This is a genomic window from Pseudomonas cremoricolorata (assembly GCF_000759535.1).
GTDB classification, from domain to species: Bacteria; Pseudomonadota; Gammaproteobacteria; order Pseudomonadales; family Pseudomonadaceae; genus Aquipseudomonas; species Aquipseudomonas cremoricolorata_A.
Window position 1 is genome coordinate 3,167,373 of sequence record NZ_CP009455.1, and the last position, 14,571, is coordinate 3,181,943.

The window sequence follows — 14,571 nt, forward strand, 5'->3', positions numbered from 1 at the left end:
ATAGACAGGGATCAGTAGTCTTCCACACTTCATTATGAAGTTCGGCCCTTTGGCGGATGCGTGGGTGCATCGCCAGGTTGGCTAGAACCGTCTCGAGGATTCGTTCATTGGCAGTCAGTAGTTTGGATACCCACGCGCTGTTCGTTCTGGGCGATGTGCGCGCCAGAATGGTCAGGTTGTTTCAGGGGCGCTTCGTGTACGTGACCGAGCAGAACCCCGAGGGTCTGTACATGGCCGAAATCGATCTGCAAAGCGCACTGGTGGTAGATGACAAACAGCATCTGGAGCTAAAGGTCGGTGACCACTTTCGAGCCGCCGTACTGCCCAGCCGGGAGGGCGGCAAACTGGAAGTGCGTTTCCGGGATCTGAAATTCAATGTCTACGATATTGGCGATTACGCCTTCGTGTCAGTACCGCAAGGTGATGGTCTGGTGCTGCGCGACGGTAATAGCGTGATGCTCGTATTCGCGGCGCAGGAGCAGATCACCGAGGGCCTGGGCAAGCTGCTCAAGGCGGTTACCGGCAAGGTCGCGAAGTGGCGCAAGGGCGAGATGACCACCTTCAAGGCCAGCGAATGAGTGACCCTGCAGATGCTCCGTCAGGACGCGCTGCGTTTCATATGCAGCACCAGCGCCAGGCCACCGCGCTGGCAGAGCAATGGTTGGCGCGCCGAGATGAGCTGCGCGGCGCCTGGCTCGACTGGGTAGCGGGTCAGTTGTATCAACTGACCCCTGCAGCTTTCGCCGCCATGGTTCGGCGTGAGTTGCAGCGCCTGGCTGGGCACCAGGATTAATTGCCGCCGTCGCGGCCACTGACCTCTTCCGGGACCTCCTCACCGGCTGCACGTTTGCGAAACAGCGCGGCCCTGGCCAGCAACAGGGTGGTCACCGGAACGGTGATCGACAGCAGAATCGGAATCAGCCAGGCGTGCAGCACCGGGCTTTGCTTGAGCCAGGAAAAGTACAGGATAGACGCCAGCGCCACACACCAGGCACCCAGGGTCGAGGCCAGCGCGGGGGGGTGCATGCGTTGAAAGTAGTCCTTCAGGCGCACCAGCCCCAGCGCGCCCAGCATGGCGAAGAGGCTGCCGGCCAAGAGCAGGGCGGCGGTGGTCAGCTCGAGCCAGAAAGGTAGGGTCTGGGTCATTCGATCACCTCGCCACGCAACAGGAATTTGGCCAGGGCAAACGATCCGACGAAGCCGAACAGGGCAATCAGCAGCGCCCCTTCGAAGTACGTGTCGCTGGCGTAGCGGATGCCCAGCACCAACATCATCAACATGCCCAGAATGTACAGGTAGTCGAGCGCTAGCACCCGATCCTGCGCCGAGGGGCCGCGAAACAGTCGCACCAGGGCCAGGGCCATGGCGATGATGAGGATGAACAGACTGGCGAGTACGGCGTTGGCAAGCAGTCCTGTCATTCGAAAATCTCCATCAATGGACGCTCATAGACGCGCTTGAAATGCTCGATGAAGGCGGCCTGATCATCCAGGTCAAAGACATGCAGCAGCAATGTGCTGCGGTCCAGCGCCAGCTCCGACCATACGGTGCCTGGTACGACCGTGGTAATCATCGAGAGCGCCGCCAGTCCATGGGCGTCACGCAGGTCGAGGGGAATATGCACGAAGGCCGAGCGCGGAGGGCGCACGCCACACGCCAGTACACCGGCGGCCACCTGCAGGTTCGAGCGCAGCACATCGAGACCGACCCTGCCGATGAGTTTGACGATCACCCAGGGACGCCTCACGTGGGCGTGTTGAGGGCGCAGCGGCGCCAGCAGCAACGGGGCGAGTATCGCCAGGATGGCCGCCAGGAGAATGTTTCCGGCGCTCAGTGAGAGGTTGAGCAGCAACCACAGGACGAACAGCGCCAGCGACAGCAACGGGGCGGGGAATACACGGCTCATGGCTGCACCTCCACAGGCTGCGTAGTAGGGCCTGGCAGGGGACGGCTGGACAGCACGGCCTGGATGTAGCGCTCAGGTGTTTGCAGGCTTGCTGCGGTGTCCTGGGTATAACGCAACAGCGGTTCGGCCTTCACGCTCAGGATCAGGCACAAGCCCAGCAGGATGACGATGGGCAGGTACTCGTAGCGTCGCAGCAGCGGTGAGGGACGCTCCTCGGGTTTCCAGAAGCGCTGGATGCCCACTCGGCCGAAGGCAATGAGTGACGCCATCCCGGAAAGAATCAGCAGGGTGACCAGTGTCCACCCGGCCGCCGACAGCGGTTGCTCCGGTTCCACACCCAGTCCGAGAGGGTTGAACAGGGCGCTGATCAGGCTGAGCTTGCCGATGAAGCCTGAGAGCGGCGGCATGCCGATGATGAGCAATGCGCAGGCGATGAAGCTCAGGCCAAGAAAGGCCATGGTCCACGGAATGATCTGGCCGACCACGACCTTTTGCTGATCGTCCAGGTTGATGCCTTTTGGGGGATGCAGCGACTCGAGCGGTGAAGGGAGTGCGTCTTCCTCTTCGTAGAGGGGCTGTTCATTGGCTGAGCGCGAACGTTCGATGAGTTCGGCCAGCAAGAACAGCGCGCTGAGTGCCAGGGTTGAACTGACCAGGTAGAACAGCGCAGCGCCGGTGAGGATCGGCTGGCCGAAACCTATGGCTGCCAGCAGAGTGCCGGCCGAGACCAGGATGCTCAGCGCCGCCATACGTTCAAGACGCTGTGCGGCCAGGATCGATACGGCGGCTACCGCCAGCGTTACCAGTCCCCCGTAGATCAGCCACTGCCCGCCGAAATGCGCCGATGCACCCGCCTGGCCGGAGAACAGCAGGGTCCACAAGCGCAGTGTCGCGTACAGACCCACCTTGGTCATGATGGCGAACAGTGCGGCGACCGGGGCGCTGGCCGATGAATACGCAGGTACCAGCCAGAAGTTCAGCGGCCAGATACCCGCTTTGGCCAGAAACGCCATCGCCAGAATGGCGGCGCCGGCGTGAAGCAGTCCGCGGTCTGCCTCCGGTACCAGTGGGATCTTCAATGCCAGGTCGGCCATGTTCAGCGTGCCAGTCACGCCATAGAGCATGGCTGCGCCGACCAGGAACAGTGACGATGCGAACAGGTTGATGGCGATGTAGTGCAGGCCGGCCTTAACCCGTGCCCTTCCTGAACCATGCAGCAGCAGGCCATATGACGCAGCCAGCAGCACCTCGAAGAACACGAACAGGTTGAACAGGTCGGCGGTCAGGAACGCACCGTACAGCCCCATCAGTTGCACCTGGAACAAGGCGTGGAAGCTGGCCCCGGCATTGGCCCAACGCGCTCGTGCGAACAGCAGCGCGCTTACGCCGATTACCCCGGTGAGTGTCAGCAAGAGCGCAGACAGGTGATCGAGTACCAGGACGATGCCGAAAGGCGCAGGCCAGTTGCCTGGGAGATACACACCGATCGATTCGGCGGCACCCTGGCTCCTGACCCAAAGCAGCAGGGCGACGGCAATGCCCAGCCCCAGGGTGCTGGACAACAGATTGAGACGCGCCTTGAGTTGCCGATGTTTCTCGCCGAGCATCAGCATCAGCGCCGCGGTCAGCAGCGGCAGGAGAATCGGCAGGACGATCATCTGGTTCATGCCGATCATTCGTCACGCTCCCGACCATCGACATGGTCGGTCCCGGTAATGCCGCGTGAGGCCAGCATCACCACCAGAAACAGCGCGGTCATGGCGAAGCTGATGACGATGGCAGTGAGCACCAGTGCCTGCGGCAAGGGATCGGTGTAGTTGAGCAGGTCTTGTGGAACGCCATCCTTGATGATCGGTTCCTTGCCGATGAACAGGCTGCCCATGCTGAAAATGAACAGGTTGACGCCGTACGACAGCAGACACAGGCCCATGATCACCTGGTAGGTGCGGGGGCGCAGGATGAGCCACACCCCCGATGCGGCAAGCACGCCGATAGCGACAGCAATGACTTCTTCCATCAGGCGGCTCCTGCTTGGCTGGTTTTGGCGGGGCCGCCAGGGCGGTACGCGCGCACCGACTGGTGAGCTAGTGCGGTAAGAATCAGCAAGGTCGATCCGACCACCACGCTGAATACGCCGACGTCGAACAACAGCGCGCTGGCCACGTGCAGATCGCCCAGGATCGGCAGGTGCAGGTGAGCCGTATGCGTGGTCAGGAACGGATAGCCCATCACCATCGCCCCGACCCCGGTCAGGGTGGCGAACAGCAGGCCGGTTCCCATCCAGCGCAACGGTCGCAGGCTCATCTGGGCTTCCACCCACTGGGTGCCGGCAACCATGTACTGCAGGATGAATGCCACCGACATGACCAGCCCGGCGACGAACCCGCCTCCGGGCTGATTGTGTCCGCGCATGAACAGATACATCGACACCAGCAGGGCCATAGGCAGCAACAGACGCACCAGCACCGCCGGTACCATCATGAAGCCCAGTGCGGTATCGGCAGAATGCCGTGGGTTGACCAGGTCAGTGATGACATCTGGTGCCAGCCTGCGCTGCTGCGAGGGTGGCTGCATGCTCTCCTTGGGGGGGCGGAAGCGCCGCAGCAGGGCGAACACGGTCAGCGCCACGGCCACCAGCACGGTGATTTCCCCCAGCGTATCGAAGCCGCGGAAGTCCACCAGCATCACGTTGACGACATTGGTGCCGCCACCTTCCGGCAGCGCACGGCTGAGGTAGAACGAGGAAATCACGTTCGGCGTCGGCCGTGTCAGCATGGCATACGAAAGCACTGCCATGCCGGTTCCGACCAGTATCGCCAGTACCAGGTCACGCAGGCGGCGTATGCGGGCTCTATCCAGGCTGCCGGGCAGAGGCGAGACCCCCTCGAGGCGTCGTGGCAACCATCGCAGGCCCAGCAGAATCAGCACGGTGGTGACCACCTCGACCACGAGCTGGGTCAGGGCCAGATCCGGTGCCGAGAACCAGACGAAGGTGATGCAGGTCATCAGGCCGCATACGCTGACCATGATCAGCGCTGCCAGCCGGTGATACTTGGCTTGCCAGGCAGCGCCGATGGCGCAGGCAATGGCGATCAGCCACAGCGCGACGAACACGCCGGACCCTGGAATCTTCGGCCGCTCACCCCACGTCAGGCCGCTGTAGAGCATGGGCGTCAGGCCCGCGAGAAACGCGGCGACGACCAGCATGAACAGTTGCGTTTGCAGGCGCCGAGTGGTCATCAACTCCTCGATACGTCGTGCCATCAACATCAGCCGTACCTGACCTTGCTCGAACATGCGCTTGCCATCGAGACGTCCGATCAGGGGAGGGCAGGGGAAGCGGCCTCGCCGTAATTGTTTGCGCAGCAGCAGGTAGAGCACCACACCGCCCGACATCGCCACCAGGCTCATGATCATCGGTGCGTTCCAGCCATGCCAGATGGCCAGGCTATACTCCGGCAACGTGCCGCCGACCACCGGTAGCGCAGCAGCGGCAAGCAGTGGCCCGACCGACTGAGCGGGGAAAATCCCCACCACCAGACAGGTCAGTACCAGCAATTCGACAGGGGCGCGCATCCAGCGCGGCGGCTCGTGAGGCGTGTGCGGCAGATCCTGGGCGGGCGGTCCGAAGAACACGTCGACCGTGAAGCGCAGGGCATAGGCCACACTGAACGTGCCGGCCAGCGTTGCGATTACCGGCAGCGTGATTTCCACCCACGCGCTGGAGGTGATGAATACCGTTTCTGCGAAGAACATTTCCTTGGAAATGAATCCGTTCATCAGCGGCACACCGGCCATCGAGGCGCTGGCAACCATGGCCAGCGTAGCGGTGTAGGGTACGAGGCGAATCAGCCCGCTCAGGCGCCGGATGTCGCGGGTGCCGCTTTCGTGGTCAATGATGCCTGCTGCCATGAACAGCGACGCCTTGAAAGTCGCGTGATTGAGGATATGGAACACTGCCGCAACGGCCGCCAGCGGGCTATTGAGCCCGAGCAACAGGGTGATCAGGCCCAGATGGCTGATGGTCGAATACGCCAGCAGACCTTTGAGATCGTTCTGGAACATGGCGGCGAACGCGCCCAGCAGTAGCGTACACGCGCCTGCGCCTCCAACGATCCAGAACCATTCTTCACTGCCTGAGAGCACCGGCCAGAGTCGTGCCAGCAGGAATACTCCGGCTTTGACCATGGTCGCCGAGTGCAGGTAGGCGGAGACCGGAGTGGGTGCTGCCATGGCATGTGGCAGCCAGAAATGAAACGGGAATTGCGCACTCTTGCTCAACGCGCCGATCAGAATCAAGGGCAGCAATACCGGGTATAGCGCGTGCTGGCGGATCACCTCGCCCGCTGCCAGCACATCGTCCAGGTCGTAGCTGCCGACCACGTGACCCAGCAATAGCGCGCCGAACAGCAGGCACAAGCCACCCGCGCCGGTGACCATCAGCGCCATGTAGGCGCCGCGACGCGCATCGCTACGGTGGTGCCAGTAGCCGATGAGCAGGAACGAGAACAGGCTGGTGAGCTCCCAGAAGAATACCAACTGGATGAGATTGCCCGAGATCACCACGCCGAGCATGGCACCCATAAAGGCCAGGAAGAATGCGAAGAACCGTGGCACGGGATCTTGCGGCGACATGTAGTAGCGGGCGTAGAGCGAAACCAGCGTGCCGATGCCCAGAACCAGCAGGCTGAACAACCAGGCGAAGCCATCCATGCGCAGCACCAGGTTCAGGCCCAGGCTCGGCAGCCAGAGAAACTCCTCCCGAATGACGCCGCCGTCCGCAATCTGCGGATACAGGAGCGCTACCTGGACGGTACCGGCCAAGGCAACGAGCCCCGCCAGAATGGACTCGGCGTTGCGCGCGTTGTGCGGCAGGACAGCCGCCAGGCAACTGCCCATGAAGGGCAGAAGCAATAGCACTATCAAAGACATAGCGTTCCAATCGGCAGGAGTTTGCACGGAATAATACGTGCCGGATTGTTGATAACCAACACGTAACCTGTCGCAGAATCCTACAAAACGACGGCAACCCAATGATTTTTTATGACATTTCTTTACGGATTGGCATCAGCAGGACGGGATTGCTGCTACTTTTTGTCACCACTCAGTTGGCTGGGTTCAATGCATTTGGCCGTAGCACGCCGGCTTAACTTCAGCTCGCTTATGATCACTGCCAGTACGATCAGCACCGCTCCAATCAGGGCGATGCCGGGCAGGCGCTCGCCGGCAATGCGTCCAACGACGCCTGCCCACACCGGCTCTCCGGCATAGATCAACGTCGCGCGTGTGGGTGACACAGAACGCTGCGCCCAATTCATCGCTACTTGAATGACTGCGCTCATCGCGCCCAGACCAATTGCGCTCGCCACCAGCAGCGTCGACCATTGCGGTATCGACTCCTGGGTCGGCAGCATCATTAGAAATGACAGCAGCGAGGCGGTGGCCAGTTGCACGACGGTGACGCGGCGCACGTCAACACGACCGGCATAGCGGCTGATCAAAATGATCTCGGCGGCGATCGCGACGGCGCTGATCAAGGTGACCATTTCGCCATGGTTGAGGTTGAGCATGCCGCCGTCAGGCCCTGCCAGCAATACCAGCCCCACGAACGCCACGGCGATTCCAAGGCTTGGCATCAGACCTGGACGGCGTCCCAGCACCAACCATTGCAAAAGCGGTACGAAGGGCACGTAGAGCGCAGTGATGAATGCCGACTGGCTGCTGCTGATGGTCTGCAGGCCCATGGTCTGAAGGCCGTAACCAAGCATGATGGTGATACCGATCAACATGCCGGCCTTGAGCTCTGTCATCGTCAGATGCGGCAGGCTGCGCATGCACAGTAGGCCGACGAACAACGCGGCGGTGGCGAACCTCAGCCCCACGAAAAACATCGGGCCGCTGATGCTCATGACGTTGTGCACCAGCAGAAACGTGCCTCCCCATAACATGGTGATGAACAGCAGCACGCATTCAGCTCTGCTTATCCTGAACGTCACGTCCAGGCGGCCGGGGTTTGTATTGGCGGTCATGGTGTTGCAGGCTCGAAAAAGGGCGGCGGACACTCGCCGCGAGATGCGCAGTATACTGCGCACTATCAATCGATGGGTGATTCGATGCACAGACATTCCGAGCGTTCAGGGTCCGTCCTGCAGCACGTCAGCCACAATATCCGCCAACTGCGTATCGACTCAGGATTCAGCCAATCTGCGCTATCGGAGCGTTCAGGGGTGAGTCGACGCATGCTGGTAGCCATCGAAGCGGGAGAGAAAAACGTCAGCCTTGCCACGCTGGACTTGATCGCAACGGCTCTCGCGGTGCCTTTCAGTCGATTGGTGCAGGCACCCGATCAGCGAGATCTGAGCCGGATCAATGAACTGGCCTGGGCCGGCCAGTCGCCTGGCAGTCGGGCGCTGCTGTTGGGTGCGAGTCAGGCTACGCGTGAGGTCGAACTATGGGAGTGGCGACTCGAGCCAGGTGAGCGCTATTTCAGCGAAGCCGATGCCGAAGGTTGGAGTGAGCAGATCTATGTCGCAGAAGGTTGCCTGACATTGGTCATCGAGGATATCGAGCGGCGAGTGCTTGCCGGAGAATTCTACGTCTTCGCCAGTAATTGCCGTTACAGCTACTGGAATGCCGACCCGTCCGTGGTGCGTTTCGTACGCAATGTGGTGATTTGAGAAGCGCTTGAAGCGGTGCCGCAGGTTTTCAGTGTGGGGCACTTCTGTAGGAAATTACGCTAAGTGCTGTTGAATCTGCTTTATTAAGCATTAGCCACCCGCTATGAGGTATCCGCGTGCTCTGCGCTGCTAGAGTAGGGCGCTTGATCAAATCGTAGTCGGAGTGTGCATGAACAATCAGTCGTCTGTCTCGTCAACGGTGCCCCAGCGTCTCCAGCAGGTGCGTAGCGTCATGCTGCGAGAAACGATCGACGCGCTGCTTGTGCCTTCCGCCGATCCCCATCTCTCCGAGTATCTGCCTGGACACTGGCAGACCCGTCAGTGGCTGTCGGGCTTTCATGGATCGGTCGGTACGCTGGTCGTGACCGCGGATTTCGCAGGTCTCTGGGTCGATAGTCGCTATTGGGAGCAGGCTGCATCCGAGCTCGGGGGTAGCGGTATCGAGCTGGTCAAGGCAGGCCAGGATCAGCCGGATGCCCCTCAGTGGCTGGTCGACCATGTGCCGCAGGGAGGGGTGGTCGGCGTCGACGGTCAAGTCCTCGCTGTGACGACGGCGCGCTGGCTCACCGGGCAATTGCGCAAGCGCGATATCACGTTGTCTACCCATGTCGACCTGTTCGCTGAGGTCTGGTCCGATCGGCCTGCGCTACCCGCAGCACCTGTCTATGAGCACGCGGCGCCGTATGTGAGTCTCAAACGTAACCAGAAGCTCGATGCACTGCGTGACGGTCTGCGCGAGACAGGCAGTGATGCGCATCTGATCGCTGCGCTCGATGATATCGCCTGGCTGTTGAATCTTCGCGGCAGTGATATTGCCTATAACCCCTTGTTCCTGGCGTTTCTGCTCGTCGAAGAGCACCGCGCGACGTTGTTCGTCGACAGGCGCAAGATCGCTGACCCGCTACGCCGCGCACTGGAAGGCGATGGTGTGGAATTGCGTGATTACGAGGCTGTTTCCGAGGTGCTCGGGCAGGTGCGCCAAGGCGTGCGCCTGTTGATCGATCCAGGCCGGGTCACCGCCGGCCTGATCGAGCATCTGGCCGGCGGCGTAGTGCTGGTCGAAGGCGTCAGTCCAGTAGTACTCGCTAAGGCCTGCAAGTCCGAGCAGGATCTCAAGCACGTTCGCCATGTGATGGAGCAGGATGGTGCTGCGCTGTGCGAGTTCTTTGCCTGGTTCGAGTCCCACCAAGGCAAAGACACGATCACTGAACTGACCGTGGACGAGCAGATCACCGCTGCCCGCGCTCGGCGCGAGGGGTTCGTGTCCCCCAGTTTCGCAACGATCGCAGCATTCAATAGCAACGGCGCCATGCCCCATTACCGCGCGACGCCGCAGTCCCATGCAGTCATCGAGGGCGATGGGCTGCTGTTGGTGGATTCTGGCGGTCAATACCTGGGCGGTACTACCGACATCACTCGCATGGTGGCCGTGGGCACCCCCGGTATCGAGCAAAGGCAGGACTGCACGCGAGTCTTGAAGGGAATGATCGCTTTGTCTCGCGCGCGCTTCCCCAAAGGTATTCGCTCGCCGATGCTCGATGCCATTGCGCGGGCGCCGCTATGGTCGGAAATGGTCGACTACGGTCATGGGACTGGGCACGGCGTGGGCTACTTCCTCAATGTCCATGAAGGGCCGCAGAGCATTGCATTTCGGGCGAGTGCCACAGAGCAGACGGTGATGCATCCGGGGATGATCACCTCGATCGAGCCGGGCACTTATCGTCCAGGAAGGTGGGGCGTGAGAATCGAGAACCTGGTGGCTACGCGAAACGCTGGAACGGGCGATTTTGGCACTTTCCTCGACTTCGAAACGCTCACGCTGTGCCCCATCGATATCAGATGCCTGATGATAGAGATGCTCGATGCCCGCGAAAAAGCCTGGTTGAACGACTATCACCGAGAGGTATTCCAGCGTCTTGCACCGCTGCTGGAGCGTGACGCACTGGTGTGGCTTGAGCGAAACACGCAGCAGGTCTAGTACAGCCAGATACAAGGCAGCGCATGGCTGCCTTTTCATCGATTACTTGCAGATGACGATCATGCTGCGGCTGGTATACCCGGCGGGATTGATGCCAAACAGGTAATCACCCGGCTCGCCGTCGGCCTCACCGGAGCGTGCCACCACCCGGTAGCCTTTGCTGCTGCAGGCGGTTTGCGCCCTGTCATAGCACTTGTCCCAGGAGGAAGAAAGGCCGGAGCAATTTATGTGCAGCCCTTTCTTGCCTCGTTTCACTTCGGTTTTTGCAGTGGCGGCACACCCAGCTATAGCCAGGATGGCCAGGATGAGCATCAGACGTTTCATTCCTGTCCTTAATACTGACCGCGCATCGGCCCAGGTTATGGTGATCGCAGCGCGTGTAATCGAGCTGCAACTAAGGCCGCGCTCCGTACAGCCTGAGGTGTTTCGAGTGGCAGACAGCTTAAGACAGGCTCCTGGTTGAGACAAAGGTTTTGTTTCAGAAGTAAACGATTCTCACCTCAATCTGCCGGGACGGGCGCTGGTCCTTGGCGCTTCATCGTCAAGGTGGCGCCTACCGAGGCGGTGATGATGGCCAGGATTGCCAGCCATTGGATGTTGGTCAGCATTTCGCTCAGAAAAATCAGTCCGGACAATGCTGCGATGACAGGCTCCATGCTCATGAGTGTGCCGAAGGTGCGCGCAGGCAAGCGCGTCAGGGCGATCATTTCGAGGCTGTAAGGCAGGGCCGTGGACAGTACGGCAATACCCAGAGCAGCCGGTATGAGTATTGGATTGAGGAGCGCAGTACCTGCATGCACGATGCCAACCGGAGCGATGAAGAGGGCGGCGATCACTACACCCAGGGCAGCGGTCTGTACCCCGTGCTCGGCGCCGGCTTTCTGTCCATACAATATATACAGTGCCCAGCAGGCGCCGGCGGCCAATGCATAGCAGGCTCCGACAGGGTCGACCGCAGCTGTAGAATTGCCCAATGGCACAAGCAGCAACAGGCCCATGATTGCCAGGACGATCCATACAAAGTCCAGAGCGCGCCGGGAGCCAAGCAAGGCGACTGCCAAGGGGCCGGTGAATTCGAGCGCTACCGCGATGCCGAGCGGGATCGTTCTGACTGACATATAGAACATCAGGTTCATTCCACCCAGGGCCATCCCATAAATAATGACGCTGCGCAGGGCTGCACGGTCCATTCGCGCTCGCCAGGGCCTTAACAGGACAACCATGATGATGCTGGCAAAGATCAGTCGCAGCGCAGTGGTGCCCTGAGCGCCAACCAGGGGAAACAGGCTCTTGGCCAGGGAGGCCCCCGACTGGATCGAAATCATCGCTATTAGTAGCAAGCCGACCGGAAACAGCATGCTGGTCAGGTTGCGCGTGTAGGTATTCATTGCGGGTGGGCAGTCCATTGGAATTGAGTGCGCATTATAGTGCGCAATGTCACTCAAGCACTCAAGTGGCATCCACGCCGGATAGGGACGACGAGCTCAAACGCTTGATGTGCAAATAAGTGCTTGACCCTTCTCTGAATCTCTTTATACTGCGCACCACTTCCGGGGCAAACGGAACGGAAAACTCCTTGAGTTTCAATGAGTTAGATGTTCTGGCAGTGCTGGAGGTGCTTCGATCTGCTGATCGGCAGCGGTGAAAAAGGTGGTTGACAGCGGTGTTTAACGCTGTATGATTCGCCTCCCGCTACGAGTGATCGCAGCGAGCCAAGTGTTTGAAGTTGAACGAGATTCTCGCAAAATACTTCGAAATAAACGCTTGACAGACTTAGAGGAAAGCGTAGAATGCGCGCCTCGGTTGAGACGAAAGGCTCTTAACCAAACGCTCTTTAACAAATTGAATCAAGCAATTCGTGTGGGTGCTTGTGAGTACGGACTGATCGTCGCATAGATTATCAGCATCACAAGTGGCCATGCGAGAAATCACATAGTCATTTGAGATTGCTGAGCCAAGTTTAGGGTTTCTTAAAAACCCAAGCAGTATTGAACTGAAGAGTTTGATCATGGCTCAGATTGAACGCTGGCGGCAGGCCTAACACATGCAAGTCGAGCGGATGAGAAGAGCTTGCTCTTCGATTCAGCGGCGGACGGGTGAGTAATGCCTAGGAATCTGCCTGGTAGTGGGGGACAACGTCTCGAAAGGGACGCTAATACCGCATACGTCCTACGGGAGAAAGCAGGGGACCTTCGGGCCTTGCGCTATCAGATGAGCCTAGGTCGGATTAGCTTGTTGGTGAGGTAATGGCTCACCAAGGCGACGATCCGTAACTGGTCTGAGAGGATGATCAGTCACACTGGAACTGAGACACGGTCCAGACTCCTACGGGAGGCAGCAGTGGGGAATATTGGACAATGGGCGAAAGCCTGATCCAGCCATGCCGCGTGTGTGAAGAAGGTCTTCGGATTGTAAAGCACTTTAAGTTGGGAGGAAGGGCAATCAGCGAATACCTGGTTGTTTTGACGTTACCGACAGAATAAGCACCGGCTAACTCTGTGCCAGCAGCCGCGGTAATACAGAGGGTGCAAGCGTTAATCGGAATTACTGGGCGTAAAGCGCGCGTAGGTGGTTTGTTAAGTTGGATGTGAAAGCCCCGGGCTCAACCTGGGAACTGCATCCAAAACTGGCAAGCTAGAGTATGGTAGAGGGTGGTGGAATTTCCTGTGTAGCGGTGAAATGCGTAGATATAGGAAGGAACACCAGTGGCGAAGGCGACCACCTGGACTGATACTGACACTGAGGTGCGAAAGCGTGGGGAGCAAACAGGATTAGATACCCTGGTAGTCCACGCCGTAAACGATGTCAACTAGCCGTTGGAATCCTTGAGATTTTAGTGGCGCAGCTAACGCATTAAGTTGACCGCCTGGGGAGTACGGCCGCAAGGTTAAAACTCAAATGAATTGACGGGGGCCCGCACAAGCGGTGGAGCATGTGGTTTAATTCGAAGCAACGCGAAGAACCTTACCAGGCCTTGACATGCAGAGAACTTTCCAGAGATGGATAGGTGCCTTCGGGAACTCTGACACAGGTGCTGCATGGCTGTCGTCAGCTCGTGTCGTGAGATGTTGGGTTAAGTCCCGTAACGAGCGCAACCCTTGTCCTTAGTTACCAGCACGTTATGGTGGGCACTCTAAGGAGACTGCCGGTGACAAACCGGAGGAAGGTGGGGATGACGTCAAGTCATCATGGCCCTTACGGCCTGGGCTACACACGTGCTACAATGGTCGGTACAGAGGGTTGCCAAGCCGCGAGGTGGAGCTAATCTCACAAAACCGATCGTAGTCCGGATCGCAGTCTGCAACTCGACTGCGTGAAGTCGGAATCGCTAGTAATCGCGAATCAGAATGTCGCGGTGAATACGTTCCCGGGCCTTGTACACACCGCCCGTCACACCATGGGAGTGGGTTGCACCAGAAGTAGCTAGTCTAACCTTCGGGGGGACGGTTACCACGGTGTGATTCATGACTGGGGTGAAGTCGTAACAAGGTAGCCGTAGGGGAACCTGCGGCTGGATCACCTCCTTAATCGAAGACATCAGCCTGCTGATGAGCTCCCACACGAATTGCTTGATTCTTTGTACGAAGACGATGCTGTAACGCGACCCTGTTATAGGTCTGTAGCTCAGTTGGTTAGAGCGCACCCCTGATAAGGGTGAGGTCGGCAGTTCAAATCTGCCCAGACCTACCATTTCATGGTGCAGCCTAGAGATACGGGGCCATAGCTCAGCTGGGAGAGCGCCTGCCTTGCACGCAGGAGGTCAGCGGTTCGATCCCGCTTGGCTCCACCACCTTTTGCTGAAGTGTACGCTTGATCGTCGCACTGTTCAGAATACAGAAATGAACATTCCACTCGGGTAGCGAGTGAAGTGAATGTTGATTTCTGACTTTTGTCAGATCGTTCTTTAAAAATTCGGATATGTGATAGAAATAGACTGAACACCAGTTTCACTGCTGGTGGATCAGGCTAAGGTAAAATTTGTGAGTGCTCCTTGAGCACGCGAATTTTCG

Annotated in this window: 13 protein-coding genes, 2 tRNA genes and 1 rRNA gene; 7 read left to right on the top strand and 9 right to left on the bottom strand. The window is 59.1% G+C overall.

The features are described from left to right. Positions 1-107 precede the first annotated feature (107 nt). Positions 108-578: a hypothetical protein gene (locus tag LK03_RS14175; RefSeq protein WP_038413007.1), complete on the top strand. Its 471-nt coding sequence runs from the start codon at positions 108-110 to the stop codon at positions 576-578. Next, entirely contained in the window at positions 575-793 is a 219-nt protein-coding gene (locus tag LK03_RS14180; RefSeq protein ID WP_038413008.1) for a hypothetical protein, read from the top strand. The genes LK03_RS14175 and LK03_RS14180 overlap by 4 nt, the downstream gene beginning before the upstream one ends. Here LK03_RS14180 and LK03_RS14185 read toward each other — a convergent pair. From LK03_RS14185 to LK03_RS14215, 7 genes are all read right to left on the bottom strand, one after another. Then, positions 790-1,146 (bottom strand): Na+/H+ antiporter subunit G, encoded by a 357-nt coding sequence (locus LK03_RS14185; RefSeq protein ID WP_038413009.1) that lies wholly within the window; start codon positions 1,144-1,146, stop codon positions 790-792. The genes LK03_RS14180 and LK03_RS14185 overlap by 4 nt on opposite strands. Beyond that, positions 1,143-1,421: a K+/H+ antiporter subunit F gene (locus tag LK03_RS14190; protein ID WP_028696320.1), complete on the bottom strand. Its 279-nt coding sequence runs from the start codon at positions 1,419-1,421 to the stop codon at positions 1,143-1,145. Before LK03_RS14190 ends, LK03_RS14185 begins: the two co-directional genes overlap by 4 nt. After that, a complete protein-coding gene (locus LK03_RS14195; protein WP_038413010.1) occupies positions 1,418-1,906 on the bottom strand; it encodes a Na+/H+ antiporter subunit E in 489 nt (162 codons plus the stop codon). The genes LK03_RS14190 and LK03_RS14195 overlap by 4 nt, the downstream gene beginning before the upstream one ends. Then, positions 1,903-3,582: a monovalent cation/H+ antiporter subunit D gene (locus tag LK03_RS14200; RefSeq protein WP_038413011.1), complete on the bottom strand. Its 1,680-nt coding sequence runs from the start codon at positions 3,580-3,582 to the stop codon at positions 1,903-1,905. Before LK03_RS14200 ends, LK03_RS14195 begins: the two co-directional genes overlap by 4 nt. Continuing rightward, the gene (locus LK03_RS14205; RefSeq protein ID WP_038413012.1) at positions 3,579-3,923 is read right to left on the bottom strand and encodes a Na+/H+ antiporter subunit C; all 345 of its coding nucleotides are present in this window, start codon (positions 3,921-3,923) and stop codon (positions 3,579-3,581) included. The genes LK03_RS14200 and LK03_RS14205 overlap by 4 nt, the downstream gene beginning before the upstream one ends. Continuing rightward, positions 3,923-6,838, bottom strand: coding sequence for a monovalent cation/H+ antiporter subunit A (locus LK03_RS14210; protein ID WP_038413013.1), 2,916 nt, complete (start codon positions 6,836-6,838; stop codon positions 3,923-3,925). Before LK03_RS14210 ends, LK03_RS14205 begins: the two co-directional genes overlap by 1 nt. A 155-nt stretch (positions 6,839-6,993) precedes the next feature. After that, on the bottom strand, positions 6,994-7,935 hold the full coding sequence (locus LK03_RS14215) for a DMT family transporter (protein ID WP_038413014.1): 942 nt from the start codon (positions 7,933-7,935) through the stop codon (positions 6,994-6,996). 84 nt (positions 7,936-8,019) lie between these two features. On the opposite strand from LK03_RS14215, the gene LK03_RS14220 reads away from it, so the two are divergent. Further along, positions 8,020-8,583, top strand: coding sequence for a helix-turn-helix domain-containing protein (locus LK03_RS14220; RefSeq protein WP_038413015.1), 564 nt, complete (start codon positions 8,020-8,022; stop codon positions 8,581-8,583). 169 nt (positions 8,584-8,752) lie between these two features. Beyond that, positions 8,753-10,561, top strand: coding sequence for an aminopeptidase P family protein (locus LK03_RS14225; protein ID WP_038413016.1), 1,809 nt, complete (start codon positions 8,753-8,755; stop codon positions 10,559-10,561). A 42-nt stretch (positions 10,562-10,603) separates the two neighbouring features. Here LK03_RS14225 and LK03_RS14230 read toward each other — a convergent pair whose 3' ends face one another. After that, entirely contained in the window at positions 10,604-10,885 is a 282-nt protein-coding gene (locus tag LK03_RS14230) for a hypothetical protein (protein ID WP_038413017.1), read from the bottom strand. A gap of 176 nt (positions 10,886-11,061) precedes the next feature. Further along, positions 11,062-11,949 carry a threonine/homoserine exporter RhtA gene (rhtA, locus tag LK03_RS14235; protein WP_038413018.1) on the bottom strand — a complete coding sequence of 296 codons (888 nt, stop codon included), beginning with the start codon at positions 11,947-11,949 and terminating at the stop codon, positions 11,062-11,064. A 602-nt stretch (positions 11,950-12,551) separates the two neighbouring features. Here rhtA and LK03_RS14240 point away from each other — a divergent pair. The 3 genes from LK03_RS14240 to LK03_RS14250 all read left to right on the top strand — a co-directional run bounded on the left by LK03_RS14240 (position 12,552) and on the right by LK03_RS14250 (position 14,351). Continuing rightward, positions 12,552-14,088 (top strand): 16S ribosomal RNA (locus tag LK03_RS14240). An 86-nt stretch (positions 14,089-14,174) separates the two neighbouring features. Further along, a tRNA-Ile gene (locus tag LK03_RS14245) sits at positions 14,175-14,251 on the top strand. Positions 14,252-14,275: 24 nt separating this feature from the next. Then, positions 14,276-14,351 (top strand) — tRNA-Ala (locus LK03_RS14250). Positions 14,352-14,571: the final 220 nt, after the last annotated feature.

Excerpts from the sequence above, each read along its gene's own strand:
- LK03_RS14185 (WP_038413009.1), bottom strand. The coding sequence starts at position 1,146 with ATGACCCAGACCCTACCTTTCTGGCTCGAGCTGACCACCGCCGCCCTG.
- LK03_RS14190 (WP_028696320.1), bottom strand. The coding sequence starts at position 1,421 with ATGACAGGACTGCTTGCCAACGCCGTACTCGCCAGTCTGTTCATCCTC.
- LK03_RS14220 (WP_038413015.1), top strand. The coding sequence starts at position 8,020 with ATGCACAGACATTCCGAGCGTTCAGGGTCCGTCCTGCAGCACGTCAGC.
- LK03_RS14210 (WP_038413013.1), bottom strand. The coding sequence starts at position 6,838 with ATGTCTTTGATAGTGCTATTGCTTCTGCCCTTCATGGGCAGTTGCCTG.
- LK03_RS14205 (WP_038413012.1), bottom strand. The coding sequence starts at position 3,923 with ATGGAAGAAGTCATTGCTGTCGCTATCGGCGTGCTTGCCGCATCGGGG.
- LK03_RS14195 (WP_038413010.1), bottom strand. The coding sequence starts at position 1,906 with ATGAGCCGTGTATTCCCCGCCCCGTTGCTGTCGCTGGCGCTGTTCGTC.
- LK03_RS14180 (WP_038413008.1), top strand. The coding sequence starts at position 575 with ATGAGTGACCCTGCAGATGCTCCGTCAGGACGCGCTGCGTTTCATATG.
- LK03_RS14230 (WP_038413017.1), bottom strand. The coding sequence starts at position 10,885 with ATGAAACGTCTGATGCTCATCCTGGCCATCCTGGCTATAGCTGGGTGT.
- LK03_RS14200 (WP_038413011.1), bottom strand. The coding sequence starts at position 3,582 with ATGATCGGCATGAACCAGATGATCGTCCTGCCGATTCTCCTGCCGCTG.
- LK03_RS14215 (WP_038413014.1), bottom strand. The coding sequence starts at position 7,935 with ATGACCGCCAATACAAACCCCGGCCGCCTGGACGTGACGTTCAGGATA.
- LK03_RS14225 (WP_038413016.1), top strand. The coding sequence starts at position 8,753 with ATGAACAATCAGTCGTCTGTCTCGTCAACGGTGCCCCAGCGTCTCCAG.
- rhtA (WP_038413018.1), bottom strand. The coding sequence starts at position 11,949 with ATGAATACCTACACGCGCAACCTGACCAGCATGCTGTTTCCGGTCGGC.